This window comes from Streptomyces sp. NPDC021100 (genome assembly GCF_044333095.1).
Taxonomy (GTDB): domain Bacteria; phylum Actinomycetota; class Actinomycetes; order Streptomycetales; family Streptomycetaceae; genus Streptomyces.
This window is the reverse complement of the sequence record NZ_JBIRQH010000033.1, coordinates 1-26,094: the sequence shown is the minus strand read 5'-3', so window position 1 is coordinate 26,094 and position 26,094 is coordinate 1. Positions and strand designations below refer to the sequence as shown.

The following is a 26,094-nucleotide window of genomic DNA, read 5'->3' as shown; positions in this document are numbered from 1 at the left end:
CAATGGCCCCGCCGGAAATACCGGCATTCATGCACTTTTCTCATTATGTTCATTTTCGGGGTGCGCGCCTCCTGTCTCCCGATCGGCGGGCGCGACCCAGGGAACGCGGTCCGACGTGCGGGAGGTGCCGGTGGGATCGTGGAGCGCGCTGGTGCCCGCCCTCGTCGGCGCGGCCCTGCGGGAAGGCCCGGTCCGGGCGTGGGACACCGCGGCCGGCGCCCTCGGCTGGGGGCGGCGGACGGCCGGTGAAGCGCTCTCCTCGCTGACCACCGCAGTGGCCTCCGGCCTCGCCGAAGCCGGCGCCGCGCTCGCCGAGGGCGGCCGGGACCGCACCCGGCGCCGGGTGTGGACCAGCGGCGGCCGGACGCACCTGGAGGTACGGGGCCTGGGCCGCGGGGAACGGCACGACCGGCTCGCCGCCGCCCTGTGCGAGGCGCTGCACCGCCTGGAGGGGGTCAACTGGGCCGAGGTCAACGCCGTCCTGGGACACCTGGTGATCGACGCCGACGAGGACCGCTTCGACCCGGCGGACGCGCTGGAGCTGGTGGAGCGGCTCGAAGACGAACACGCGGAGCACCTCGCCGCCGGGGCCTTCGACGCCGACCGTCCCCGCCCGCCGTTCGACACCGTGCCCGCCACGCTGGCGAAGGTGGCGCTCGCCGCCGACTGCGTGGGGCTGGTGTGCGCGACCGCCCGCCGGCTGTCCCCGCTCCCGGCCCTGCCGCCCGCCCTGCGGCTGCCCGCCGTGCTGGCCGAGACCCAGCCGCGGCTGCGCCGCCTGCTGGAGGACCGGCTCGGCCGCGAGCACGCCGACGTGCTGCTCGCCGCCTCCAACGCGGCGGCGCACGCGCTGACCCGCGGGACCGGTCCGCTGGCCCTGGACCTGGTGCACCGGGTCTGGCAGCTCGCCGAGATCCGGGCCCGGCAGGACGTCTGGGCCCTGCGCGAGCCCGAACTGGTGGGCGGCGGCCCGGACCTGCCCCGGCGGGCGCCCGAACGGGCCGGCCGGCCGGTGCCGCTGCCGGAGGGCCCGGTCGAGTCCTGCGGCCGGCGCACGGCACTGACCGCCCTGTTCGGCGCGGGCGGGCTGCTCGCCTGGACCCGCGACCCGGAGCGGGCCGCCCGGACCGTCGTGGCCACCGCGCCCAAGGCCGCCGAGGCCGGCCGCGAGGCGTTCGCCGCCCGGCTGGGCCGCGACCTGGCCCGGGCGGGCGCGCTGCCCCTGGACCCCGGCGCGCTGCGCCGCCTCGACCGGGTCACGACGGTGCTGTTCGACGCGCCGGTGCTGTGCGCCCCACGGCCCCGGCTGCTGTCGGCGGTCGCCACCGGGGAGCTCGACGAGGCGGCCCTGTGGAGCACCGCCCACCGCGTCCTGGCCCGGTTCACCGTGGGTGAGCTGTCCGGGCCCGGCCCCTGGACGGCCGGCGACTGGCGGCTGGCGCGCGCCCGCGACGCCCCGCTGGGACGGCCGGACGCCGCCGGGGGCCTGGCCCTGGACCTCTGGGGCCCGGACGGGACGCGGGCGGGCCGGATCCTGGTCGGCTGCGCGCTGGACCCGCTGGCCGACGCCCTCCTCGCCGTCGCCCGCGGCCCCACCCGCCGGGTCCTGCTCACCGAACACGCCAGCGCCGCCGAGCTGTTGCCGCGCGCCCACCGCACGGTGCCCGCCGGGGTCTCGCTGTGCGAGGAGGTGCGGCGGCTCCAGCGCGACGGGGAGGTGGTGCTGCTCGTCGCCCAGGGCGACGCCGCCGCGGACCGGGCCCTGGCCGCCGCCGACGTGGCCGTCACCGCGCCGCCGCGCCCCGGCGCCCCGGGCCGACCGTGCTGGTCCGCCGACCTCGTCTGCGGCCCGGGTACGGCACTGGTCTGGCGCACCCTCGCGGCGCTGGAACCCGCCCGCGAGGTCAGCGCCGCCTCCGCCCGGCTCTCCCTGGGCGGGTCCCTGCTCGGGGCGCTGATCGCCACCGGCGGGGCGCGGAGCGGGCGGGCCGGCCTCGCCACCTCACCGGTGCACGGCGCCGCCCTGCTGGCCATGGCGGGCGGGATGCTGGCCGCCCGCCGGGTGGCCGGACGGCCGCTGCCGCCCGGCCGCGTCCGGGGGACCTGGCACGCGCTCGGGGCCTGGGAGACGCTGTCCCTGCTGCGGGCGTCCGCCGGTCCCGAGGGTCGCGACGGCCTCGAACGGCCGGCTCCGCCGTGTCCCGCCCGGCGGCCCGCGCCGCTCGCGGCCGCCGCCCGGGGGCCCGGCCGGCTGCTGGGCGCGGTCCGGGAGGAGCTCCGCGACCCGCTGACCCCCGTCCTCACCCTCGGCGCCGCCGCCTCCGTCGCCGTCGGTTCCACCGTCGACTCCGCCCTCGTCGGCGGGGTGATGACCGGCAACGCCCTGATCAGCGGGGTGCAGCGGCTGCGCGCCGAACGCGCGCTGAGCGGCCTGCTGCTCGCCGAACGCCCCGTCGCCCGCCGGCTGAGCTGGTCCCCCGCGCCGGACGGGCTCCTCCTCTCCCTGGCCGCCGCGCCCGTCCGGACCGTCCCGGCCGACGAACTGCGCGCCGGGGACGTCATCGCGCTGGGCCCGACCGACGTGGTCCCCGCGGACGCCCGGCTGCTGGCCGCCGACCGGCTGGAACTCGACGAGTCCCCGCTCACCGGCGAGTCCGCGCCCGTCCCCAAGGGCACCCGGGCCACTCCCGGCGCCGACCTCGCCGACCGGTCCTGCATGGTCTACCAGGGCTGCACGGTGCTGGCCGGGTCCGGATACGCGGTGGTGACGGCCACCGGCGCCCAGACGGAGGCGGGCCGGGCCGCCGACCTCGTCGGCGAGGCCACCGCCGCGCCCGGCATCGAGGCCCACCTCGCGGCCCTGACCCGGGCCGCGCTGCCCGCCGTCGCCCTCGGCGGCGGCGCGGTGACACTCCTCGGGCTGGTGCGCGGCGTACCGCTGCGGCAGGCGGTCGCCTCCGGCGTCGCCATCGCGGTGGCCGCCGTCCCGGAGGGGCTGCCGCTCGTCGCGACCGTCGCCCAGTCGGCCGCCGCCCGGCGGCTGTCGCGGCACGGCGTCCTCACCCGCTCGGCACGGGCCCTGGAGGCGCTGGGACGCGTGGACACGGTCTGCTTCGACAAGACCGGCACCCTCACCCGCGGCCGGCTGTCCGTCACCCGCGTGGCCCTCCCGGACCAGGACCCGCCGCCCCTCGGCAGCCCGGCCGCCCGCCGCCTCCTGCGGACGGCGGCCCGCGCCTGCCCACCGCCCGTACCCGACCGTCCGCCGCCCCACGCCACCGACCGAGCCGTCCTGGACGCCGCCGCCGCACACGGCTCCCCGGACCCCGCCTGGCACCTGACCGCCGAACTCCCCTTCGAAACCGCCCGCGGCTACTCCGCTTCCCTCGGCACCGACGACGGCACCCCCCTCCTCACCGTCAAGGGCGCCCCGGAGACGGTCCTCGACCGCTGCACGGCGGTGACGACCGGCGACGGCACCACGGCCCCGCTCGACGCGGCCCGGCTGCGGGCCGCCCACGAGCTGGTCCAGGGGCTCGCCCGCGACGGGCTGCGGGTGCTCGCGGTCGCGGAGAGCCGGCCGGCGGGCGCCGCCGGGAGCGTGGAGGGTGCGGAGGGCCGGGCTTCGTCGGCGGGTGACGGGACTCGGCCCGCCGCCACCCCACGTGGCGAAGCCCGGCCCGCCGTCGCCGCGGCCCCCGCGAGCCGGACCGCCCCCACCGTCGTGAGCGGTGAGGCTCGACGCGCCGACACCGCCCCGGACCACGGCGCCCAGCCGGCCGCCGCCGGTCCGGGTGACGAGGCCGAACCGGACGGTGCCGGTGACGGCCACAGCGGTCCCGAACTCCCGGATCTCGTCCGGGATCTGACGCTGCTCGGTTTCCTGGCGCTCGCCGACACACCGCGTCCCGGCGCCGCCGAGGCCGTCCGGCGGCTCGCGGAGGCCGGTACGCGCGTCGTCATGATCACCGGTGATCATCCGGCCACGGCCGCCGCCGTGGCCCGCGAACTCGGCGTGCCCGCCGGGGAAGTGGTCACCGGCCACCAGCTCGACACCCTCCCCGAGCCCGAGCGCACGGCCCGCGTCGTCGGGGCCACCGTGTTCGCCCGTGTCTCGCCCGAGCAGAAGGCGGGCATCGTGCACGCCCTGCGGTCCGCCGGCCGCGTGGTCGCCATGACCGGGGACGGGATCAACGACGCCGCCGCGATCCGGCTCGCGGATGTGGGCATCGGCCTGTCCGCGCACGGGTCCACGTCCGCCCGGGCCGCCGCGGACCTCGTTCTCGCCGATCCCGATCCGCGCCGCATCGTGGCGGCCCTGCTGGAGGGCCGGGCGCTCTGGCGGAGCGTCCGGGACGCGGTCGCCGTGCTGGTCGGCGGCAACGCGGGCGAGGTCGCGTTCACCGTGCTCGGCACCGCCGTCTCGGGCCGGGCACCCCTGGGCACCCGGCAGTTCCTGCTGGTCAACCTGCTCACCGACATGCTGCCCGCCCTGGCCATCGCGGTCGCCCGCACCGGCGCGGCGGAGGACGACGAGCTGGCCGCGGGACCGGTGCCCGCGCCGCTGGGCCGCGAACTGGCGCGCGCCCTGGCCGTCCGGGGCACGGCCACCGCGCTCGGCGCGGCCGCGGCGTGGCAGTGCGGGCGCACCACCGGCCGGGCCGGGCGTGCGAGCACCATGGGGCTCGCCGCCCTCGTCCTGACCCAGCTCGGCCAGACCCTGACGACGGACTGGCGCAGCCCGCTCGTCCTCACCACCGCCGGGCTCTCCGCGCTGGCCCTGGTCGGCGTGGTGCAGACCCCGGGCGTCAGCCACTTCTTCGGCTGCTCCCCGCTGGGCCCGGTGGCCTGGGGCACGGTGCTCGGCACCTCGGCCGCCGCGACCCTCGCCGCCGCGCTCGCGCCCCGGGTGCTCGGCGGGGACGGCCGCGAGGCCGTCACCGCCCCGGCGCCGGACGGCACCCCGCCCGTACGGCCGCCGTCCGGCCACCGGCCGTCCTCCGGCCGGTCGTCGTCGGGCCGGGCGTCGTCGGGCCGGGCGCGGTCCGGTCCCGGCCGGCCTTCGCCCGACGTCGCGCCCCACGCCGCGGCGGCTTCCGGCCCGGCACCCTCCGATCCGTCGGCTTGACGGCCGGCCGGTTGGTACCGGACCCGACGAAGGGGTGGCGGAGATAGTCTGCGTAGAGATAATCTCTGCACAGATAATCTTCTCGGTCGGGAGGCCATCAATGTGGACGTATGAGCACAGCGTGGAGACCAATGCGGCGCCTGAAGCGATTTGGGACTTGTGGGCCGACGTCGAGCACTGGGCGGACTGGAACGCCGATATCGCGCACATCCGGATCGACGGCCCGTTCGAGGCGGGCTCTCGGATCGTGATGACCCCGGCCGGGGACGACCCGGTGCACTTGCTCGTCGCCGAGGCGACCGTCAACGAACTGTTCGTGGACGAAGCCCGGTTCGACGGGCTGCTCCTGCGCACCACCCACCGGCTGACCCCCGGCGAGCGGGACCGCACGCGGGTGACCTACCGGATGGAGATCACTGGCGCCGGGGCCGACGACCTCGGCCCGCGGATCGGTCCGGCCGTCACCGCGGACTGGCCGCAGACCATGACCGCCCTGGTCGCGTTGGCGCAGGACGTATGACCCTCGGCCCCGGCGACAGCCCCGGTTTCCTGCTCTGGCACGCCACGCTGCGCTGGCAACGCGCCATCGCCGCCGCGCTCGGCCCCCTGGATCTGACCCACGTCCAGTTCGTCCTCCTGGCCTGCACCTGGTGGCTGAACGAGCAAGGCGAACATCCCAACCAGCTGACCCTGGCCCGCCAGGCCGGCACGGACGTCAAGATGACCTCGCAGGTCCTACGCGCCCTGGAGGCCAAGGGGCTGGTCACGCGCGAGGTCGACCCCGCCGACACCCGCGCCAGACGGCTGCGTGTCACCAGCGCGGGCGCCGACCTGGCGCCCCGCGCGATCGCCGCCGTCGAGGACGTCGACGCACGTTTCTTCCGGTCGGTGACGCACGACGACGCCGTGAAGCTGCTCGGCCGGCTGGCGCGTCCCGCGCCCTGAGGCCCCGCTCCCGACACCGCCGGATGCGCGCCGGACGGCACGGACGGGCCGGTGGGTGGCCCGGCGCTCACCCGACCGCACCGGCGGGTTGGGTTCTTGGGTTCGTGGACGGCGGCCCGCCCGGCGCCCATGCCGCGCGCCGCCGGCCCCCGCGCGACAGCGCGGCCGAGCACGCGGAAGCCGCTGATTCGGACGATCCCCCGCGTCGCCCGAATCAGCGGTCATACCGGGTTCTCCCTGCTCAGCGGGCCAACCGACCGGTATGCTCCTGAGTATATTGGCTCGGAGCCAGTCAACGCAGGAGTTACAGCATGTCGCCCCGCAGTGCGTCGGTCAATGAGGAGTTGCGCCGCAGGTCCCGCGAGCGGCTCCTCCAGGCAACCGTCGAACTGATCGACGAAAACGGCTACGAGGCGACGACCCTCGCGGACATCGCCTGCCGGGCCGGCGCCGCGCGGGGGCTCGTCTCGTATTACTTCCCCGGTAAACGGCAGTTGCTGCAGTCGGCGGTGCACCGGTTGATGCACATGGAGCTCGCGGCGGCCCTGGAGCGCGAGCCGGTGAGCCCGGACGGGCGGGAGCGGCTGGCGCGCGCCATCGACGCGGTGCTGGGCCTGGCCCGGGACCGGCCGCGGCTGATGCGTACGCACATGGCGGGCATCCTCCAGTCGGAGGGCTTCATCCAATGCCCTGAGCAGCAGCGGCTCGCGGCCCTGCTCCGGGACACCGTCGAGCGGTACGGGTCCGCCGACCCGGAGACCGACTACCGGCTGCTGCGGGCCCTGATGATGGGCGCGGTGGTGGCGATCCTGCTGCCGGGGGTGCCGATGCCGCCGGAGCGGCTCAGGTCGGAGCTGTTCCAGCGGTACGGGCTCGACTGGCGGCTCGGCCGCCCGCCCGGCGCGGAGCCGCCCCCGCCCGGCGTGTGACCGGCGCCCGAGGCGTAAGGGGCGCGCGACCGGCGTGCGACCGGCCTCCGGGCGACGCGTGAGGGGCTGCCGCGCGCGGGCGCGGATGGGATGCTGGACGCAGCCTCCGGAAGGAGAACCTCCGTGCTTCGCGTCGCAGTCGTCGGTTCCGGGCCGAGCGGGGTCTTCACCGCCCAGGCCCTGGTGCAGCAGGAGACCGTCCCCGGGGTAACGGTCGACGTGCTGGACCGGCTGCCCTGTCCGTACGGACTGGTGCGGTACGGGGTCGCCCCGGACCACGAGAAGATCAAGTCGCTGCAGCGCACCCTCCGGACGGCCCTGGAGCACCCGCGGATCGCCTTCCTGGGCAACGTCCGGGCCGGCGAGGGGCCGGGCGAGATCCCGCCGCGGCGGCTGCGGGAGCTGTACCACGCGGTCGTCTACTGCGTGGGGGCCGCGTCCGCCCGCCGGCTGGGGATCCCCGGCGAGGACCTGCCGGGGAGCTGGTCGGCCACCGAGTTCGTCTCCTGGTACAGCGCCCATCCGGACACGCCGCCGGACGGGTTCGCGCTGCCCGCCCGGTCCGCCGTGGTCATCGGGGTCGGCAATGTGGCGGTCGACGTGGCCCGGGTGCTGGCGCGGGGCGCGGACGAGTTCCGTACGACCGACGTGCCGCACGCCGCGCTGGCGGCGCTGGCCGCGAGCCGGGTGACGGACGTCCACATGGTGGGCCGACGCGGCCCGGCGCAGGCCAAGTTCACCACCAAGGAGCTGCGCGAGCTCGGCGGGCTGAACGGGGTGCGGACGCTGGTGCGGGCCGACGAGGCGGCGCTCGACCCGGCGTGGGAGGACCCGTCCGGGCTGCCGGCGGCCGGCCGCCGCAATGTGGAGGTGCTGCGCGAGTGGTCGAGACGGCCGGTCCCGGAGGGCGGCCGCCGCATCCACGTGCGCTTCTTCCTGCGGCCCGTCGCCCTGCTCGGTGACGACGCCGTACGGGCGGTGCGCTTCGAGCGGACGGCCCCCGACGGCTCCGGCGGGGTGGCGGGAACGGGTGAGTTCGAGGACGTCGAGGCGCAGTTGGTGCTGCGGTCGGTGGGGTACCGGGGGGTGCCGGTCGGCGGACTGCCGTTCGACGAGGAGAACGGCACCGTGCCGCACGCGTCGGGCCGCGTGCTGCGGGACGGCGTCCCGTCGCCCGGGGAGTACGTCGCGGGGTGGATCAAGCGCGGCCCGACCGGCGTGATCGGCACCAACCGCCCGTGCGCCAAGGAGACCGTGGCCTCCCTGCTCGCCGACGCCCCCGCGCTGCTCGCGGCCCGGGAGCCCGTCGGCGATCCGCGCGCGGCACTGCGCGCGGCGGGTGTGGAACCGGTGGAGTGGCCCGGCTGGCTGGGCATCGAGGCGGCGGAGACCGCCCTCGGCCGGGACTTGGGCCGGGGCACGGTGAAGATCCCGGACTGGGAGGGCCTGCTGGTGGCGGCGCGCGGAGGTGCCACCGGCCGGCCGACGCCCGGTGAACGGCGTGTGCTTGACTGGTGACGGCCAATCACCGTGTAGGGGTGGGACGTTGCAGATCGAACTCTCGTCCGGAACGATCGACTACGAAGACACCGGCGGCGACGGGCCGGTGCTGGTGTTCACACACGGGCTGCCGATGGACGGCAAGCAGTGGCGCAAGGTGGTGCCGCTGCTGGACGGCTACCGCCGCGTCCTTCCCACGCTGCCCCTGGGCGGCCACCGCAGACCGATGCGCCCGGACGCCGACCTGTCGCACACCGGAATCGCCCGGCTCCTCGACGAGTTCATGGAGCGGCTGGGTCTGGATGACGTCACTCTGGTGCTCAACGACTGGGGCGGCGCCCAGTTCATGATCTCGGAGGGGCGGGCGGACCGCCTGGCACGCATGGTGCTGGTGGCCTGCGAGGCGTTCGACAACTTCCCGCCGGGACCGGCCAAGGCGCTGTCGACGGTCTGCCGCCTCCCGGGAGGCGTCCGGCTGCTGACCCGGCTGATGAGCGTCCCGGCCTTCCGCGACCACCCCAAGGGGTACGGCGGGATGAGCCGGCGCGGGCTCCCCCCGGAGCTCGTCGCCGAGTGGTTCGGCCCCGCGTCCCGGAGCAAGGCGATCCGCAGGGACTTCGCCAAGTTCGCCACTTCGGCGCCCGATCGCCGCACCCTGCTCCGCTGGAGCGAGCGGCTCCGCTCGTTCGACCGCCCGGTGCTGGTCGTCTGGGCCACCGAGGACCGGCTGATGCCGCGCGAGCACGGCCCGCGGCTGGCGGATCTCTACCCGCGGGGGCGGCTGGTCGAGATCGAGGACTCGTCCACCCTGATCCCCGAGGACCAGCCCGAGAAGCTCGCCCGCGTGCTCCTCGACTTCCTGGTGGAGACCGGGGCCGAGCCGGTGCGGAAGCCCACCGGCTGAACCGCGTCGACGGCACGCGCGCCATCGGACGCTCGTTCCCCTTCTTCCCGTACGGGTGAAGACGGGCATGGCGAGGGGCGGCCCGGGAACCTACGGCGTATCCGCAACCGCCCTCTGCGAAAGGGCTGTTCATGCGCCGCGCCATCGCCGTCCTCCTCGGGGTCGCCGCGACCGCCGCCCTGCTCGCCACACCCGTACGGGCCGCCGGTGTGCCCGGTTCCGGCGGGCTGCACGCGCACGCCCGGCCCGCCGCCGCGTCGTCCGGGCCCGGCCAGCCGCCGTGCCTCCTCACCCTCTTCCGGCTCATCTGCGTCGTCTGACCGCCCCCCGTCCCGGGGGGCTCGCCCGTCACAGGACGCACTCCCCCGGCTGCCCTGGGGTGCGGGTGGCGGCCCCCGCTCGCGTACGGTCGCTCCCCTACGCGGATCCCGAACCCTTCCCGCTCGTCACCCATTCGGCCCAACGACCGGGCACAAGATCGGCAATGGGCCAACCGTGGCGTCTGAGAAACCCGCAGGTCAGAAGCTCAGAAGCGGCTTAGCGTGGGTTTTCCGGCGTGAACTACCGGCACTCCAACATGCCTGCGCGCGAGGGTTGCACCGGCCTTGGCTCGGACTTTGAACCGCCTTGGCAGAGAGGGGCAGCGGTCAGCCCGGTGCCGGTGTGGTTCACGACGGTGCTCGGATCCGGCGAGTACGCCGTCTTGCGGCCGCTGCTGCCCCAGCAGGTCGCCCGGTCCGTCGAGGCGGTCCGCAGCCCGGCCGCCCGCCTGGCCCTTGCTCTCGCCGCGGTCCACGCCGCCCGGGCCGGAGCCATCCGCGCCCTCCGACTCGACGATGTGGACCTCGGCAACCGGCGGCTCATCATCGCGGGACGCGCCCGCGGGATGGACGATCTCACCTGCCAAATACTGCCGGCCTGGCTGGACTACCGGCGTCAGCGCTGGCCGAACACCGCCAACCCCCGCCTGCTGATCGACCAGATGACCGCGCTGGAGACCGGCCCGGTCAGCGGCTGGTGGATCAAGCACGAACTCAACGGCCAGGACGCCACTGGAACGGCTCCGCGTCGACCGCCGGCCCGAAGAAGCCCTCGTGCACGGCCCCGATCCGCTCCCCCTCGCCGAAGTCTTCGGCCTGGACGAGAAGACCGCGATCCGCTACGCGAACTCCGCACGGATCCTGCTGGAGCAGGCCGCCGAGCAGCCTTCGCAGTGAAACCCGCTCGACCTGGTTACCTCCGTGAAGAGATCCTTGGGCATGGAGTTCTTCTGTTACCACCGCGACCGGCCCGGCTCCCTGCCACTGCGCGACGAACTGTTGGAAGAGCATTGGTCCTATATGGACCGGTACGCGAAGGAGATGATCGCCCGGGGGCCGACCCTCGCCGGCGACGGCGACACACCCACCGGCAGCGCGCACATCGTCGACCTGCCCGATCCCGCCGCCGCCCGCGCGTTCGCCTTCGACGAGCCGAACTACCAGGCCGGCGTCTACCGGGACGTGCTGGTGCGACGGTGGCGCAACACGCTGGGGCGCACCATGTGGGACTTCCCCGGCGGCCGGACTGGCGGCAACCGGTATCTGGTGCTCGGCCTCGGCACAGGGCAGGCCGCCGACCTCGCGGTGCCACCCGACCGGGACGAGCTGATCGCCTATGGGCCGCTGCTGTCCGACAACGGCGCCACCTGGCTGGGCACGGCGGCGTTGGTCCGGGCGCCGGACCCGGGCACGGCACGCGCCATCCTGACCCCGGACCGTTATGCCGACATTGAGGTGCACAACTGGCAGTTCGGCGGACGCCCGTCATAGCCGATGATGTCCGCCGACATCACCCGCCGAAGCCCTCCGAGTCTCTCAGCATCCTCGTGTTTCACCCGAACTCACGGATGCATCGGCCTGACGCACACCGGTGGCCCCGTGGGTTCGCGCTGAAGAGCCTTCAGTTCCCGAGAACTCGCGGGGATCTCGGGGCCCCGGTAGGAACGGAACGAAGAGTCCGGGTTACTGTCAAAACTTTCGACGCAACTGGCTGAGGGCCATGCGGCACGGGGGCTGGCGGTTCGCACGGGTTTCACGGTTCTTGATCGGCCGGTGGCGTCGGCGGCCAAGGTCTCCGGGTTCGCACTCGTACGAGAGGAACTGCGCGATGCCGGAGCCGATCCAGCACCCCATCTCGAAGTTGGGGTTCTTCGTGGAGCACACGGCTCGCTGGCTGGCGGACGTACGCGACAACGCCAGGCGGTCTCGACGGCGGTCACCTTTGCCGGCATCGGGACGTCGCATGCTCGGAAGACGTTCTGCTGGGCGTCGGTGGGTCGGGTGGTGTGGACGAGCTGTCCGGCGGGGCCGGCGAGGGTGACCGCGTCCTGCCGTGCCGGCTCGCCCTGCTGCTGATCCGGGTTGCCGGGCGCCGCACCGGCTCGACCTGGCGCCGAGCGCGACCAGCCACCCGGGACGAGGAGCTCGCGCAGTTCCCCGCGCTCCTGACGGGCTGCCCAGTCGCTCAGGGCCGGAGGCCGCGGAGGGCGGTCTCCACGACGGTGTCGGCGAACTCCGGGGTGAGCGGGCCGCTGCGGAGCAGCCAGCGGGTGAGCAGCGGGCTCCAGACGGCGTCCACAGCGGCGTCCAGGTCGGTGCCGGGGGCGAGCTGGCCGGCGTCGAGCGCGGCGCGCAGGCGGCGGCGCTTGAGCTCGCGGACGGGCTCGTCGAGGCGCTCGGCGTACTCCGCGGCGAGCGCGGGGTCGGTGGCGACCTCGACGGTGAGCGCGCGCATGGGTTCGGCGATCCGGGGATCGTTCAGTTCGGCGACGGTGGCCCGCAGGACGATCTTCAGGTCGGCTTCCAAATCGCCGGTGTCGGGGAGCTCGGCGCTGGTGCCGTCGGCGTCCTCGCTGAGCATCAGGAAGGCGTCGAAGAGGACGGCACCCTTGCCGGGCCACCACCGGTAGATGGTCTGCTTGCCGACGCCGGCCCGGGCGGCGATGGCTTCGACGCCGAGTTTCGCGTAGCCGAGCTCGCCGGCGAGCTCGAAGGCGGCGGTGAGGATCGCGCGACGGGAGGCCTCGTTGCGGCGGGACGCGTCCGGCGGTCTGGTCATGGGCCCACGCTAGCACCAGCACGAGACGAGACGGTCCGTCTTGACACGGTCATCCCGGCGGCTCATAGTGGGGAGGCGCGAGACGGACCGTCTCGTCTTATTGGAGGGAGTCAGCTCATGACCCGCACGTGGTTCATCACCGGTGCCAGCCGCGGCCTCGGCCGCGCGTTCGCCGAGGCCGCCCTGGCCAAGGGTGACCGGGTGGCAGCCGTCGCCCGCACCACCTCGGCACTGGAGGAGCTGGCGGCCGCCCACCCGGGCCGCGTCCTGCCGGTCACCGCCGACCTCACCGACCGGGCACAGGCGTTCACGGCGATCGGCGCCGCCGCCGAGCACTTCGGCCGGCTGGACGTGGTGGTCAACAACGCCGGCCTGCTGTCGGCGGGCATGGTGGAGGAGTTCACCGAGGCTGAGGCGCGCGAGCAGATGGAGCTCAACTTCTTCGGCGCGCTCTGGGTCAGCCAGGCGGCGATGCCGGTGCTGCGCGGGCAGGGCGGCGGGCACCTGGTGCAGATCTCCAGCATCGGCGGCCTCGGCGGCTTCCCGACCACTGGCCTGTACAGCGCCTCCAAGTTCGCCCTGGAGGGGATGAGTGAGGCGCTGGCGATGGAGGGCGCACCGTTCGGCGTCAAGGTCAGCATCGTGCAGCCGGGCGGCTACTGGACCGACCTGTACTCCGCGATGCGCACGACCACCCCGATCGAGGCGTACGCCCCCCTCCGGGCCGAGCTGGAAAAGCAGTGGGCCGAGTCATCGATCGACAGCGAGCCGAGGCTGGCCGCCGAGGCGCTGGTCAAGCTGGTCGACGCGCAGGACCCGCCGCTGCGCCTGCTGCTCGGCAGCATGGTGTACGACCTGGCGTTCGACCTGGCGAAGCAGCGGATGGCGACCTGGGCCGGGTGGGAGGAGACCAGCCGGGCCGCGGAGAAGGCCGTCCCGGCCCCGGCCCCCGCGCCGTCCCCCGCCCCGGCCGAGGGCCAGTAGTGCTTCGTTAGGTCTGTGAGTGTCTGCTTCTGGTGCGGATGCGTGTGCTGGGCAGCGGACGACCGCAGGTAGTGCAAGTGCCGGTCCAGCACCGCAGCAGGCCCTGCAGAGCGTCGAGGACCTGGTAGAGGCTCAGGCCGGCATGACGGCTTTTGGGTGCAGCCACCGCAGAGTGAGGAAGGCCTGTGCGGCGGTGACGAGCGTGACGTGGTGGTGCCAGCCGCGCCAGGTGCGGCCTTCGAAGTGGTCCAGGCAGCAGTCGCTCTCACGGTCACCCCCTTGGCTTTGTTCACGAGTTTTGGTTCTGGCTCGACTTGTGGATGCCGTCGGTGATCTTCGCCTGGGATGGCAGTGGCGCATGGCCGGTTTCATCTCCGCCCTGTTCCCGCTCCGCACGGTGGTCATTCAGTCTTGCGGTATTGCGGGCCCAGCCGGAGCGAAGGGCATAAGTGCAATGGCCAATGCGCGGAACAGCGGAGCAACATCCGAGGTCAGCGCCTCGCAGTCGAGGGCTGTTCCTATCACCGCAGGCATGACACAGTTCGATGGCATCTATGATCAGCCGGACCCTCGGGCCTATTTCCGCGTGTTGGGCCCGCTGGAGTACCAAACACCCCACCACGCTCAGGGCATCTTCCGTCGTGTGCTCGCGGCTTGCGAGCCGGAAGCCCAGCCGGCAGAACCGGCAACGATGCTGGACATCTGCTGTTCATACGGCATCAACGCCGCCCTGCTCAATCATCGCGTGACGTTGGATGACCTGTATGCCCACTACACGTCGCCGCAGGCCACTGCGCTCACCACCGCCGAGCTGATCGAGTGGGACCGCGCCTATTACGCGGCTCGACGGCGCCCTGACGCGGTCCGGGTGATCGGACTCGACGCGGCCACGAACGCCATCTCCTACGCCCGCGCCGTCGGCCTGTTGGAGGAAGGGTTCGACGAGAACCTCGAAACCGCGACGACCTTCCCGTCATGGAAGTCCTGCACAGCGACGGCTCGATCCGCGGCATCTGCGAAACCCTCCTGCCCAAACTCACCGCCGCCAAGCAGCCGGCCACATGAGGCACCACCGCGCGGCCACGCGTCTCCCGACGTCATGGGCCGGCGGCAGGAGGAGCGCCGACCGCGCTCGGCCCCGCCGTACTACCGCGGCAGTGCCGAGCACGCGGCGCCGGTGAGGTGATCGCGGACCGCGGCGTACGAGGCGCTCGGGCCGGCCTCCGCGTACGGCAGCGCACAGCGCCGGCAGTGGTCCCGGACCAGGGCCTGCGCGCTGCGGAGGTTCGCGCGCGGCATGCCGGGAAACAGGTGGTGCTCGATCTGGTAATTGAGCCCGCCCAGAAGCCAGTAGACCACGCGGCCGCCCCGCACGTTGCGGGTGGGCAGCACCTGCCGCCGCAGGTAGTCCGTATCCGCCCGGCCGGACGCGGGCATCCCTTTGTGGTTGGGCGCGAACGCACAGCCGATGTGGAACCCGAAGAGGACCAGGGTGACTGCCGCGAAGAGGACGGCCTTCGCGGGTGCCATGCAGACCAGGAGCACCCCGACGCACACGGTGTAGTGCCCGGCCAGCAGCACCGTCTCGACCAGTCGTTCCGCCAGGGGGCGGCCGCGCAGGTACAGGACGCTGGTGAGCAGGACCCACAGCGACTCGATCACCATCGCCGCGCAGAAGAGGAGGAACGGGCGGCCGGCCAGCACGGAGAACACCATGCCCTGCCGCCGTGCCAGCACGCCCGCCGGACCGCGCCGGGCGCCCGACCGCTCCAGCGTCCAGGCCAACGGCCCGTCGATCAGGTTGCGGTCCTTCTCCGGGTCGTTGGGGTGGGCGTGATGGTGGTTGTGCCGGTATCTCCAGCCCGCCAGGCTCACCCCGGTCACCAGGGGGAAGAAGACCAGCCCCAGGATCCGGTTCACCCGGTGGGACCGGGCGATCGCCTGATGGGCCGCGTCATGCCCGAGGAACGCGGCACGGACGAAGCACTCGGCGACCGGAACGGCCAGCGGCAGCGTCCACCACGAGTCACCGACGGCGGACAACGCCGCCACCAGCGCCGCCAGCGACATCAAGGTGAGGACCACACCGCAGGCAGAGCGGCCGGGACGCCTCTCCAGCAGCCCGGCTTCCTTCACCCGGCGCAGCAGTACCGCGTACTCGCTGCCGCCCGTTTCACCGCCCGGCACCCCGGGGCCCGACACCGGCGAACGTCCCACAGGCCCTCCCGCATGCCACGCCGCGGCGCTGCCGCTGCGGGCTCTCGGGCTCAAGCATCCCCCCGGGCGGCGGGGCGCATGCCGCGGCGAGCCGGGGCACGGGCGGCGAAGGGCGGACACGGCTCTGCGCCGCCCGCCGAGCGCGACGAGCGGCCGGGCCGGCGCGCGGTCCGCGCGTCACACCCGCCGCACGGTCCTGGCCCGGACGTCCCGTGCGACATCTCCCGGTTAGGCGGCAGGCAAGTCAGAATCGGAGCATGCCGAGCCGAGATGGCGATGACGTGGAGTCGCGCATCAGAGCACTCTCCGACGAGGAAGCCGTCCGAGCACTGTCGGTCCTGGCGGAGGATCGCGGCCTCCTCCCCGCCGAGGGACGACCGGCGGGCGCGGAGGGCGAGTCGCTCCATGACGTATCCGTGTCCGGCGTCGAGATGGACCTGCCGCCGGACCGGCCGGCCGTCTCCGAAGGGGGCTGGCCCGCATCGCCCTGGAGCACGCCGCGGTGCGGCGGGCGGACCTGGTGGAGACGGTCGGCGGGGCCGTGGAACACGCGCGGTCCCCGAGGGAACGCCTGGATCCCGTGACGCTGTCCGTCACCGCCCTGGTCGTCGCACTCCTGCGGACCGAGGTGAGCGTGAAGCGTGATCCTCGAGGCGGATGGAGTCTGAGCGTCCACAAGCGGGCCCTCCGGGACTCGGTTCTCGGGCGGGTGCTGACGGCGCTGCCGTCCCACCTCAACGGCGACAAGTAGCCGGAGCGGAAGCCCGGCGGGCCGGTGCCTTCGCCGGCGCCCGGGCCGTGCCACTGCCGCGCCGGCTTCCAGCAGGATCCGCACCACCTCGGCGGGGTCCCATCGCTGCGAGCGGGCGGTGGCCAGGACGTTCGGGGCGGCCTTGCGGAGATAGGGGAACCGCATCCGCTTGGGCACGTGCTCGAGTTCGGGCGGGATCGGCGGGGCCGCCGGCGGAGGCGGAACGGCGGCCGGTGGTGGAGGCTGGGCCGCGACGGGGGTGCCGGGCTCCATCAGCGCGATGCCGGTCATGGCTGCGGATTCCTTTCTGCCGGGCCGCTGTTGGTGCGGCCGAAGCCGGCCCAGGCGGAAGTGCCGGGCTGGACTGAGTGGGCCTCGTCGGTGACAACGAGGTCGGCGGGACGGACGCCGGACTTGCGGTGCTGGACGATCGACAGCAGGTCGTCGTCGGCGAACCTGCCGGCGGTCGCCGCGAGCCCGAGCGCGATGTCGACCTCGGCGACTCCGACCAGGGCGGCCAGTTCGACAGCGGCGGCCATCTTCACGCGCATCCGCCTCGTCCCCGCCGCGGCGGCCTCGCTCAGCCACGACTTCGCCCCTGGCCCGAGCGCGAAAAACGCGGCCTCGGCGTCATCGGCCGGCTTCGGCCGCGGCGGCCTGGGAGAACCATCCATTACCTGCGGGTGGTTGGGATAGTGGGCCGGGTCGACGACCGGCCGACCGGGCAGGGCGATCTGGTGACGGGCGACTTCCGTCAGTCCGGCCGGGCCTTGCAGCCACTCCGGCCGGCGGGCCAGCCGTGAGAGGTCGACCACGACGACCAGCTCGTCGCCGTCGACGCGGACGAAGACTTCCTGCCCGACCAGGCCGGCCGGCGTCGAATACCGCACCGACCCGAAGCGGACGGTCTGGTCCCGCAGGACCTGCTTCGACTCGCCGAGCGCGAGTGTGTGAGGGTAGTTCGGCAGCGGATGCAGCCGCGTCCGCTCGACGTCGAGCATCGAGGACGGGGCCTTGCCCGTCTCGCGGTGGGTCCGGTTGTTCACCGTCCGGCAGAAGATCGCGCACTCGCCGCGGAGTTCGGCGAAGGAGTCCTACTCCTTCCGCAGGTTCGCCGTCATGGGCACCAGGTCCGCCTTCGCCATGCGAACCATCGGCGTACGGGCCCGCCCGCCGTTCGTCGCCCACGCCTGGGCCGAGGCGGAGGGCCGCATGGTCGGCGAGGACGCGGCCCCTCCTACTTCCGCCGGCTCTGCTCCGTCCCGGCCCCGCGAAGCGGCCGACGCTGTCCCGCGCGCCCCGGCGCGGGGCACGTCCGTCCCAGGGCGGCGTCGACGGCGTGCCTGACAAACGCGTGGGCGCGGGCGCCGCGGACCCGCGCGCCCCCGTTCCTCCGCCGGTGGCCGGGCATGAGGTCAGCCGGAGGCTGGAACCGTCACGGCCATCCGGTCGGAGGCCGCCGTACGCCCCCGTACGAGGCCAGGAGCGCCACAGGAGTGCCGGTGCGCGGCATCCGACCGGCACGTTCAGGCGAACCCGCCGACCACCTCACCAGGTGGCGTCGAGCCGCGCCGGCCCGCGCGTGAGCGCGTTGAGCGGCCAGGACGCGGCGCCGCCCGAGCCGTCGGCGCCGGGTTCGATGAGCGCGAGGCCGGGGCAGGCCCGGTTGAGGGCGGTCATGGCGTGGCGGGCCAGGCGCAGGCTGAAGGCAGCGCCGGGGCAGTAGTGGATGCCGGCGCCGAAGGCGGGGGTGGGCGCCGTGGTGGGGGCGTCTTGGCAGGCGGAGCCGAGGAGCAGCAGGAGTCTGGCGTGTGCGGGAACGGGCGTGTCGGCGAGGTGGAGTGGGCGGGTGGTGGCGCGCAGCCAGCCGATGAGGGGGGTGGCGTGGCGCAGGGTGCCGGTGATGGCCCGGTCGATGTGTTCGGTGGAGCGGAGCGCGGAGAGGCCGCCGGGGTGCGGGCGCCGGGGGCCGAGGTGGTGGTGGAGGGTGTTGGTGATGAGTTTGGGCATCACCTCGGCGGTGGTGATGAGCATCTCCATCAGGACGGACGCCGCTTCGTCGGGGGTCAAGGCGGCCCCGCCGGCGGGCCGGTGGCCGAGCAGGGTGGGCAGCAGACCGTCCAGGTCGAGATGGCGTGCGTCGTGAGCGAGGGACCGGCAGAAGGCCCACAACTCGCCGAGGGCGTGGGCGGCTTCCGCCTGCCGGGCGGGAGTGAGCCGGTCGGCGACGAGCACGGTCATCGCGGCGGCTTGGGCGGCGACGGCGGGGTGGTGCGCGTCCGCTACGCCGGCGAGGCGGCCGAGGACGGCCAGGCACAGGGGCCGGGCGTAGTCGGCGACGAGGTCCCCGGTCCGGGAGGGGCGCCCGGCCAGGGCGGTGGCATGGGCCGTCGCCACGTCGTGCAGCAGGCCGTCGAGGGCGTCGACGCGCCGTTCGGTGGTGGGGAAGGCGGCGTTGACCGCGCGGCGCAGGCGGGTGTGCTCGGGCGGGTCGAGCGAACTGGCGGCCGGGGCCATGTCCGTGGCGGCCAGGACGGCCTGGGCCTGCGGAGCCGGCGGGCACAGGGGTTCGAAGGTCCGCTGGTTGGTGAAGTCCCCCGGGGTGTCGCGGAAGGCCCGGACGACGTCCTGATGGCGCGAGACCACCCATACGTCGAGCAGCGGGTCGTGGAAGAGGGGGTGGTGCGTCCGCAGATGCGCGTACAAGGGGGCGGGGTCGCCCGCGCCGTGGTGGAGGATGCCGCCCGGGTTGGCGACGGGGCAGCCGGGCGTCCCGGCGGCGCAGACCTCACCGGCCGGTCGGGTGCGGTCGTCCGAGGCCGGGCTCCGGGCCGGCTCGTCGGTCGAGAACTCGGGCGGTGTCGTGGTCATCGACGCGGTTTCCTCCATGGGGCCGTGCGAGCGGGCATACGGCGGCGCCGGCCGGGGAGGTCTGGGACGGGCACCCCCGCCCCGGACCGGACCGGCGCCGGGAAGGGGGTCAGAGAGCGGGCCGGGGGCGGGCCACGAGAAGCACGCCGTCGTCGCTGAAGCGGTCGGTCCCCGTGGCGAAGTGCTCCCGCATGACGGGCAGCAGGGCCTCCCGCAGGCGTGCCGGGGCGGGGTCTCCGGTGCTCCAGAACGCGGCCAGGTCCCGCGCGGCCGCCTCGGCCTTGGCCTCCGGTCCGTCCTCGGGGAAGACGACGTCGACCGGCGCGCGGGTGAAGGAGACGTCGGCGAACCCGCTCGCGGCGAGTTCCCGTGCGGCGAGGGTGAGCAAGTAGCCCTGGTGGTCGGGTCCCTGGCCGGTCAGGGACGCGCAGGTGCGGTTCCACAGGGCGATGAGCTCGTTGTCGGGGGCGCCCTGGACGAGGACGATCCGGGCTGCGGGGTGCGCGGCGTCCACGACGCGCACCATTTCCCGCACCGCCTGCCGTGGGTCGTCGGTGTAGTGCAGCACCCAGGTGGCCACCGCCGCGTCCACCGCGTCGTCCGGGACGGGCAGGTCCTCGGCGCGGCCGGGCAGCACCGTGACGCCATCGCGGGTGAGGGGCCGCATGCTCCGCTCGCGGTCCAGGTGCGGTTCGACGGTCGTACACGCGCCCAGCCGGGCGGTGATCTCCTTGACGACCGCGCCGGTGCCGCCGCCGACGTCGAGCACCTTCGCGTTGCCCGCCAACGCGTCGGCGACCAGGGCGATGTCGCGGCGTTCGAAGCGGGTCTCCATGCCCAGCCAGCCGTCCTGGCCCAGCGCATGCGGCCCCCGATAGGCGGTGGGCAGCGGATAAGGGCCCGCCAGGGCGTGCGGCGGGACGTCGGGGCCGCCGGGTTTGACGGCGCGGACGAAGAGGTGCTCTTCCTCGCCGGCGGCGGCGAGGTCGGGCCGGAAGAGACTGGTCCGGGCGTGCACGATGTGCAGTCCGGCCTCGCGCACCAGGTCCAGGAACACCGGGGCGGGGAAGCTGGAGGCCCGGCACGCCTGGCCCATCCAGGTCAGTTCGAAGTCCTCGGCGTCGGCGGGGATCGTGGCCAGGGCCAGCAGCCCGCCGGGCTTGAGCCAGGCGCCGATCCGGCGCACGGTGGCGGCGATGTCGGCCCGGGACATCTGCAGCAGCGGGAAGAACGCGGTCACCGCGTCCCAGCCGTCCGGCTCGTCCGGCAGGTCGCGGAGGTCGACCTGCTCGAAGCGGGCGGCCGGGACCCGGCTGCGGGCCAGGTCCACCATGGTGGCCGAGACATCGCACCCGAACACCTCGTGCCCGGCCTCGGCCAGCCGCTGCGCGGTCGGACGTCCCGTCCCGCTGCCGAGGTCCAGCACCCTCGCCCGCTCCGGCAGACGGCCGGTCAACCAGTCGAGTGAGGCGAGGAGTTCGGGGATCCGCCCGTGCGTCTCCTCGTAAGTGCCGCCCAGCGCGTCGAACGTGAGGGCCGCGGCGTCGCCGGCCCCCGCGGGTCCTGCAACCGTCGTCAAGAAGTTCTCCGATCAGCTTGCGGTGCGGTGCCTCCGGGCGTGGCGGCACCGCGCGGAACTGCGCGTGATGAAATCCGGAAGGCATGTCCGGAACGCCCGCGCCCTAACAGGCCCAGGCCCGTCGCCCGCGGTCAGCCGTCCAGGCGGTCAGCCGTCCAAGCGGTACAGATGGAAGTCCATGTTGGCTCCGTACGGCAGCTGGGGCGACGGCGTGACGGTCGCCAGGTGCTCGGCACCGGCGAAGGAGCGCGCCAGGGAGTCGTGGGCGATCTGGTCGTTGGTCTTGATCGCGACGTTGCAGGGCAGGCCGTCGCGGGTGCGGCGGATGTCCTGAAGGATTTCCGGCACGGGCGGCGAGGTAAGAGTCAGGTCCAGGCCGGAGGCGGTGAAGGCCGGGCCCCAGGGCGGCTCGACGATGTAGGTGTCGTGCGTGGACGCGGCCGGCAGCTTCCCCAGCAGGTCGCGGTAGTCGACCGGGTGCAGGGTGATGGCGGACCCGATGCGCTCCAGGTTGTTGCGCGTCGTGGCGTAGACGGCCGGATCCAGCTCCGCGGCCTGCACGGGCAGGGCCAGGCGCCGGCCCAGGTGGTACCCGAAGTTGCCGGAGCCGCAGAACAGGTCCACGATCAACGGCGCGTCGGTGTCCGGCCCTTCGAGCACCGTGGAGGCCAGAAGGCCGGCCAGAGCGTCGGCGACGGGAGCGACGTAGGCGTCGACCGAGCACTCGATGGTCGTTCGGCCCAGCAGGGTGATTCCCTTGGCGGCCATGTCGGGGGCCGGAATCCCGTACAGGGACAGGCCGTCGGGTTCGCCGTAGATGAGACGCCCGGCCTCGCAGAGCTGCTCACCAGTGAGGACGGTGGTGCGCAACGGGCCGAGAAGCCGGTCGCGGAAGGCGAAGTAGGCCGCCGGGTCCGGTGTGTTAGAGGGCACAGGGATCGGTCCTCCGAGAAGGAAGCGCGGAAAGTAATTGAGTGCGCACATAGCGTAGCCAGCGAAAGAAGCGCGGGCTGCGTGTTCGACTCGCCCCACCCCCGCGCCCTCCGGCGTCATCGCCCGTCATCGCCGCGCGAACGCCTCCTACGTCCGATGCCGCCCTCCACCCGGAAGACTGAGATGTTCGAACCAACAGACCCGCCCATCCCGAGCGTCGATCCCGCGCGCCCTTGGTCGTCTCCGCATGCCGATGCCTGCCGGTCGGCAATGCCCGGGCGGGGCGCGGCGTCGCGTTCCGCCGCGGCGGCGGATCGGTCCCGGACCGCCCGGGCCGAGCGGGCGGCCCTACCCCGAGGCCGGTCACATACGTGATGGTCGGCGGGGTGCCCAGGGGTACGTCATGGCGTAGCGAGGACATTGGTGCCATGCACAGGTGTCGGCGCACGACCGTTCGTCGAGGCTGAGGTCGTGCCCGGCTGCCCGCGAGCCGGGCGCGAGCCGGATTCGGTCGAGCTCGCGGCTCGGGGCCGGATCGGACCCCCCTCCGGTGTGCTCAGCTGTGCTCAGCGAGGAGCGGTATCGGCCGGAGGCGCCGCCCCCAGGAGCGCGAGGAGCCCGGGGAATCTCTTCTCGATGTCCGCGCGTCGCAGTCGGATGCCCTTGCGGTTGCCGTAGTCGATCTCGTCAATGAGACCTGCCTCGCGAAGGACCCGGAAGTGGTGGGTCTGGGTCTGCTTCGAGATCGGAAGATCGAACGAGTTGCAGCCTCGCTCGCTGTCGCTGCGGTCGGTGGCCAACTGCGTCATCACCGAACGACGGTGCTCGTCGGCGAGGGCGCGGAACACCGCACCCAGATCGAGCGCATCGCACCGCTCTCGACCAGGACGGAGGAGGGGTGGACGTCACCTTCCGGCGGTCCGCGCCACGGCGCTTCGACTTGGTAGTCGGTGCCGACGGGATGCACTCCACCGTACGGCGCCTGGTATTCGGGCCCGAGCGGCAGTTCGCGAGCGACCTGGGCCTGTACGGCGCGACCGTCCCACTGGAACCCGACGCCATCGAGGACCCGACCGAGATGACGATGCTGACCGTGCCGAACCGGATGCTGGTCCTCCACCCCTCGCGGACCACCCCGCTCGCGATCTTCACCTTCCGGGCCGCACAGCCGGCGCCCCACGACCGCAAGAACATCGCCCTTCACAAGCAGACCGTGGCCGACGCCTACGCCGACGTCCGGTGGCGGGCACCGGAACTCGTGGCGGCCTTCCTCGACCACCCGGCTCCGTTCTTCGACCCCCTGACCACCGTCCGGGTGCCCTCGTGGTCCCGCGGACGGGTCGCACTGCTCGGGGACGCGGCGGCGGCGACGGCCCTGCTGGGTGACGGGTCCAGCATGGCGATGGCGGGCGCGTACGCCCTCGCGGACGAGCTCGCCGCCCATCCCGGTGATCACGCCCGCGCCTTCGCCGCCTACGAGTCGCGGCTCCGCCGTGAGGTAGGCCCGCGGCAGCGACGCGTCGGTCTGCTCTCCAGGCTCATGGTGCCCCGCACCCGGCCGGGCCTCGCGGTGCGCAACGCGGTGGGCCGCGCGGTCGTTCGCACGAACCGGATCGCCTCTCGCGAAGCCGCGAACCGGTAGACCGAGCCCGCACCGACCGGTCACCGGTCGATGCGCAGCTCCGCGGGAGCTCTCAACCGGGTCGGCGCCGCCATGTCCGACGAGCCCGGTTCGGAGTGGCAGGTCATCGCCGATGCGGCAGGTCTACGGCTGTGGGCCTCACCCACCGTTCCCGGCGCTCGCCACGACATGGGGACGGCCGGTGACTACGCCCCCGCGACGCGGAGGTGAAGTGCTGGGCGGACAAGGCGTATCAAGGCGGCGACGGCATCATCCCGGTGCCCTTCCCCAGCCTGCGTCTCAAGCTGCGGCAACGTCGGCACAACAGCACCCACGCCAGGATCCGCTGCCTCGGCGAGCAAGCCATGGCCGCCCTGAAGGGCTGGCGCCTCCCGCGGAAACTCCGCTGTAGCAGCAACCGGGTCACCGCCATCGTGAAGATCATCCCCGCCCTTCATCACGCCTCAACCTGCGGTTGGAAAAAGCTCAGTGACGGCGGTCTCGTCGGGTTCGCCGGCGGCGGTCGGGTCTCCGGCGAGGTGGGCGGTGAAGACGCCGACCGGCAATGACCTCGATCTATGCAAGTCATTGCCGCCAGGCGGCGGCGTTCCGGTCGAAGTCCTCCTTGTAGGAGCGGCGTAGCGTGAGATCGGATTCGGTGAGCTCCGGGTGCACTGGCGGTTTCTGCGAAGCGGCCCACAACTGGATCAGGTGGTGCTCGCCGAGGTCGCCGACGCCGTGTTCCGGGTCTGCGGTGCGGCAGTACAGGCGCATCCGGATCCAGACCGGTACCTGATCGGTGGGCAGCATAAGTGGGCCGTCGTCGGGTTCGGCCTCTTCGAAGTCGCCACTGCTGAGGATGTAGATGATGGGGGTGTCCTCGGTGGCGTGCAGGCTCATTTCTTCTGCGCGATCCCAGCCCGAGCCGGTCTCGGGTGGGGGCGGCTCGTTATGGGTCTGGATGGTGATGGTGATGGTGCCGGTATCGGTGTCGGTGAGGATGTGCGCCGTGTCGCTGCCGACGGGCCCGCACCGCCAGCCGTACGGCCACTCGGGCGGCCACTGGTATTCCTCGCCGAGCGCGAGGAGGTAGCCGTACTCGCCGGTCTCCGGCGTCAGGGTGATCTCAGCGATGATCACTGTGGTTTCCTCGCGCAGGAGGGCACCCCCGGGTACTCGGGGATGCCCTTTGTTGCCGTTCGGGCCAGCCTGCCAAACGTCAGGCGATGACGTAGAACGGATCGTTGTCCATGACGTGCATCGGCCGGCGCCAGTTCGTGATGCGGGCGCCCTGGGTGTTGTTCTCGTTCGGGCTCACCCACGTCGTCTCACGCTGTGAAGCCGGCAGCTTCTTTCCACCCTCGTAGGTGGAGGCGAAGGGGTACTCGTCACAGTACGTGCGCCCGACCCGCTTCATGTCCGGCGGTGCCGTGCGGCCCCCGCAGACCGCCCTGCGGTTGTCGTTCTTCTGCTTGGCGTTGATCATCCAGTGCAGGGGCTTGCCGCCGTTCGGGTCGCCGTAGTGGCCGCCGCGGGCGCGGAGCGTGCGGATCCCGTCGTCGATCCACGGGATACCGACCATTGATACCGCGGTTGGCTGGTCGGTCATGGCGCAGCCGGAGGTGCCGTAGTAGTTGTCACACCGCCAGGTCGCCGAGGGGTAGGCGGTCGAGCCGGGGACGTAACCCAGTTTGGTGTATTCAAACATGTACCTGGTCTGAGTCTTTGCATTGATGCGGCCCTTGCGCATGACCCCGGTCGTGTAGGTGACGCTGCCTGACGAGGCCGCGTCCAGCAGGTGCGGGTTGTAGTGCGTCTTCGCGGTGGTGCCGTTCCCGGCCGTGGCGGTGACGCTGACGGTGATGCCTTTGCCTTCGCCGGTGGTGCTGGCCTTGGAGAGCTGGAACTTCTCGTCCCAGTTCGCCGACTTCGAATGCAGCGTCATCGTGTGACGGGCGGTGAATGTGGCGGTACCGACCTGCCGGGGGACGCCGTTGACGACCCGGATGACCTTCAGCCGCAGGGTGACCCATTCACATTCACTGAACCGGTTGATCGAGATCATGTTGATCTTGCAGGTGGCATTCGCCTGCGGCGTCGCCACCACCCCTGCGGTCGTAACCGATGAGGCGGTCTCCACAGACACCGGGGCGACGTCGGCCTCGATCAGCGCCGGGGCAGCCGGCTCAGCCCCAACCGCCTGCGAAGACACTGCGGCCGGTACAAGCAAGCCGGCCGCCAGGGCGGAGACGGTGAGACCTCTGACGATCTGTATTCGCAAGATGATTCCCCCTTGTGCCGTGCGAGCCCCGTGAGCCGTCTTGCCCTAAATGGGGCGCGGCAGCGGTCAATGACCGTACGCCAGGGCGCAGTTGGCGGAAACGTTTTTGCCAAGAGTGGCTGAGAACGGTCGGCGCCGGCTCCCATCGCCTTGTGCGTTCAGGCCCACACCGGCCCGAATCAGACGGTGTGGTTTCCCGTCGAGGGCCTGGCTTTGTTCACGAGTTCCGGCTCTGGCTCAACTTGCGTGGTGCGGTCACTGAGCGTCTTTCATCCTGAGTAGTTGCAGTTCAGGAGGGTGTGGACGGCGGCCACGATGCGACTGATGCGGTTGGTGGAGCATCGGGCTCGTC

Annotated in this window: 24 protein-coding genes; 15 read left to right on the top strand and 9 right to left on the bottom strand. The window is 73.2% G+C overall.

The window, feature by feature from the left end; translation table 11 throughout:
* The first annotated feature begins 130 nt into the window (after positions 1-130).
* The 9 genes from ACH4PU_RS34720 to ACH4PU_RS34680 all read left to right on the top strand — a co-directional run bounded on the left by ACH4PU_RS34720 (position 131) and on the right by ACH4PU_RS34680 (position 11,217).
* Positions 131-5,128 (top strand): HAD-IC family P-type ATPase, encoded by a 4,998-nt coding sequence (locus ACH4PU_RS34720; RefSeq protein ID WP_398281521.1) that lies wholly within the window; start codon positions 131-133, stop codon positions 5,126-5,128.
* A 100-nt stretch (positions 5,129-5,228) separates the two neighbouring features.
* The gene (locus ACH4PU_RS34715; protein ID WP_398281518.1) at positions 5,229-5,648 is read left to right on the top strand and encodes an SRPBCC family protein; all 420 of its coding nucleotides are present in this window, start codon (positions 5,229-5,231) and stop codon (positions 5,646-5,648) included.
* A complete protein-coding gene (locus tag ACH4PU_RS34710) occupies positions 5,645-6,073 on the top strand; it encodes a MarR family winged helix-turn-helix transcriptional regulator (RefSeq protein WP_398281515.1) in 429 nt (142 codons plus the stop codon). Before ACH4PU_RS34715 ends, ACH4PU_RS34710 begins: the two co-directional genes overlap by 4 nt.
* Before the next feature lie 311 nt (positions 6,074-6,384).
* On the top strand, positions 6,385-7,002 hold the full coding sequence (locus ACH4PU_RS34705) for a TetR/AcrR family transcriptional regulator (protein WP_398281512.1): 618 nt from the start codon (positions 6,385-6,387) through the stop codon (positions 7,000-7,002).
* A 123-nt stretch (positions 7,003-7,125) separates the two neighbouring features.
* Positions 7,126-8,520, top strand: a complete 1,395-nt coding sequence (locus ACH4PU_RS34700; RefSeq protein ID WP_398281509.1) for an FAD-dependent oxidoreductase — start codon at positions 7,126-7,128, stop codon at positions 8,518-8,520.
* A 28-nt stretch (positions 8,521-8,548) separates the two neighbouring features.
* Complete coding sequence (locus tag ACH4PU_RS34695) at positions 8,549-9,406, top strand: alpha/beta fold hydrolase (RefSeq protein ID WP_398281506.1); 858 nt, start codon at positions 8,549-8,551, stop codon at positions 9,404-9,406.
* A 131-nt stretch (positions 9,407-9,537) separates the two neighbouring features.
* The gene (locus tag ACH4PU_RS34690) at positions 9,538-9,726 is read left to right on the top strand and encodes a hypothetical protein (protein ID WP_398281503.1); all 189 of its coding nucleotides are present in this window, start codon (positions 9,538-9,540) and stop codon (positions 9,724-9,726) included.
* 774 nt (positions 9,727-10,500) lie between these two features.
* Positions 10,501-10,623 carry a hypothetical protein gene (locus ACH4PU_RS34685; protein ID WP_398281500.1) on the top strand — a complete coding sequence of 41 codons (123 nt, stop codon included), beginning with the start codon at positions 10,501-10,503 and terminating at the stop codon, positions 10,621-10,623.
* Positions 10,624-10,665: 42 nt separating this feature from the next.
* On the top strand, positions 10,666-11,217 hold the full coding sequence (locus ACH4PU_RS34680; RefSeq protein WP_398281607.1) for a YciI family protein: 552 nt from the start codon (positions 10,666-10,668) through the stop codon (positions 11,215-11,217).
* Positions 11,218-11,911: 694 nt separating this feature from the next.
* Here ACH4PU_RS34680 and ACH4PU_RS34675 read toward each other — a convergent pair.
* Positions 11,912-12,505 carry a TetR/AcrR family transcriptional regulator gene (locus tag ACH4PU_RS34675; protein ID WP_398281497.1) on the bottom strand — a complete coding sequence of 198 codons (594 nt, stop codon included), beginning with the start codon at positions 12,503-12,505 and terminating at the stop codon, positions 11,912-11,914.
* Positions 12,506-12,622: 117 nt separating this feature from the next.
* Between ACH4PU_RS34675 and ACH4PU_RS34670 the strand changes: the two genes are divergently transcribed.
* Positions 12,623-13,489 (top strand): SDR family NAD(P)-dependent oxidoreductase, encoded by an 867-nt coding sequence (locus tag ACH4PU_RS34670; protein ID WP_398281494.1) that lies wholly within the window; start codon positions 12,623-12,625, stop codon positions 13,487-13,489.
* A 532-nt stretch (positions 13,490-14,021) separates the two neighbouring features.
* Positions 14,022-14,675 carry a hypothetical protein gene (locus tag ACH4PU_RS34665; protein ID WP_398281491.1) on the top strand — a complete coding sequence of 218 codons (654 nt, stop codon included), beginning with the start codon at positions 14,022-14,024 and terminating at the stop codon, positions 14,673-14,675.
* Here the strand turns inward: ACH4PU_RS34665 and ACH4PU_RS34660 are convergent.
* A complete protein-coding gene (locus ACH4PU_RS34660; RefSeq protein WP_398281488.1) occupies positions 14,636-15,706 on the bottom strand; it encodes a fatty acid desaturase family protein in 1,071 nt (356 codons plus the stop codon). The genes ACH4PU_RS34665 and ACH4PU_RS34660 overlap by 40 nt on opposite strands.
* 502 nt (positions 15,707-16,208) lie before the next feature.
* Here ACH4PU_RS34660 and ACH4PU_RS34655 point away from each other — a divergent pair.
* Complete coding sequence (locus tag ACH4PU_RS34655) at positions 16,209-16,457, top strand: hypothetical protein (protein WP_398281485.1); 249 nt, start codon at positions 16,209-16,211, stop codon at positions 16,455-16,457.
* Between the two features lie 287 nt (positions 16,458-16,744).
* Here ACH4PU_RS34655 and ACH4PU_RS34650 read toward each other — a convergent pair whose 3' ends face one another.
* Entirely contained in the window at positions 16,745-17,458 is a 714-nt protein-coding gene (locus ACH4PU_RS34650; protein WP_398281482.1) for a Mu transposase domain-containing protein, read from the bottom strand.
* A gap of 13 nt (positions 17,459-17,471) precedes the next feature.
* Here ACH4PU_RS34650 and ACH4PU_RS34645 point away from each other — a divergent pair, with 13 nt between their 5' ends.
* Positions 17,472-17,804 carry a hypothetical protein gene (locus tag ACH4PU_RS34645; RefSeq protein ID WP_398281479.1) on the top strand — a complete coding sequence of 111 codons (333 nt, stop codon included), beginning with the start codon at positions 17,472-17,474 and terminating at the stop codon, positions 17,802-17,804.
* A 201-nt stretch (positions 17,805-18,005) separates the two neighbouring features.
* On the opposite strand, the gene ACH4PU_RS34640 is transcribed toward ACH4PU_RS34645, so the two are convergent.
* From ACH4PU_RS34640 to ACH4PU_RS34625, 4 genes are all read right to left on the bottom strand, one after another.
* The gene (locus ACH4PU_RS34640) at positions 18,006-19,328 is read right to left on the bottom strand and encodes a hypothetical protein (RefSeq protein ID WP_398281476.1); all 1,323 of its coding nucleotides are present in this window, start codon (positions 19,326-19,328) and stop codon (positions 18,006-18,008) included.
* Positions 19,329-19,437: 109 nt separating this feature from the next.
* Positions 19,438-20,907 (bottom strand): class I SAM-dependent methyltransferase, encoded by a 1,470-nt coding sequence (locus ACH4PU_RS34635; protein ID WP_398281473.1) that lies wholly within the window; start codon positions 20,905-20,907, stop codon positions 19,438-19,440.
* Between the two features lie 147 nt (positions 20,908-21,054).
* Positions 21,055-21,840, bottom strand: a complete 786-nt coding sequence (locus ACH4PU_RS34630; RefSeq protein ID WP_398281470.1) for a hypothetical protein — start codon at positions 21,838-21,840, stop codon at positions 21,055-21,057.
* A gap of 566 nt (positions 21,841-22,406) precedes the next feature.
* Entirely contained in the window at positions 22,407-22,649 is a 243-nt protein-coding gene (locus ACH4PU_RS34625) for a winged helix-turn-helix domain-containing protein (protein ID WP_398281604.1), read from the bottom strand.
* An 89-nt stretch (positions 22,650-22,738) separates the two neighbouring features.
* On the opposite strand from ACH4PU_RS34625, the gene ACH4PU_RS34620 reads away from it, so the two are divergent.
* Together ACH4PU_RS34620 and ACH4PU_RS34615 are read left to right on the top strand one after the other, a co-directional pair.
* A complete protein-coding gene (locus tag ACH4PU_RS34620; RefSeq protein WP_398281467.1) occupies positions 22,739-23,482 on the top strand; it encodes an FAD-dependent monooxygenase in 744 nt (247 codons plus the stop codon).
* Positions 23,483-23,688: 206 nt separating this feature from the next.
* Positions 23,689-24,030, top strand: coding sequence for a transposase family protein (locus ACH4PU_RS34615; RefSeq protein ID WP_398281464.1), 342 nt, complete (start codon positions 23,689-23,691; stop codon positions 24,028-24,030).
* A 16-nt stretch (positions 24,031-24,046) separates the two neighbouring features.
* On the opposite strand, the gene ACH4PU_RS34610 is transcribed toward ACH4PU_RS34615, so the two are convergent.
* Together ACH4PU_RS34610 and ACH4PU_RS34605 are read right to left on the bottom strand one after the other, a co-directional pair.
* On the bottom strand, positions 24,047-24,601 hold the full coding sequence (locus tag ACH4PU_RS34610; protein WP_398281461.1) for a hypothetical protein: 555 nt from the start codon (positions 24,599-24,601) through the stop codon (positions 24,047-24,049).
* 79 nt (positions 24,602-24,680) lie between these two features.
* Positions 24,681-25,742: a NucA/NucB deoxyribonuclease domain-containing protein gene (locus tag ACH4PU_RS34605; RefSeq protein WP_398281458.1), complete on the bottom strand. Its 1,062-nt coding sequence runs from the start codon at positions 25,740-25,742 to the stop codon at positions 24,681-24,683.
* Positions 25,743-26,094: the final 352 nt, after the last annotated feature.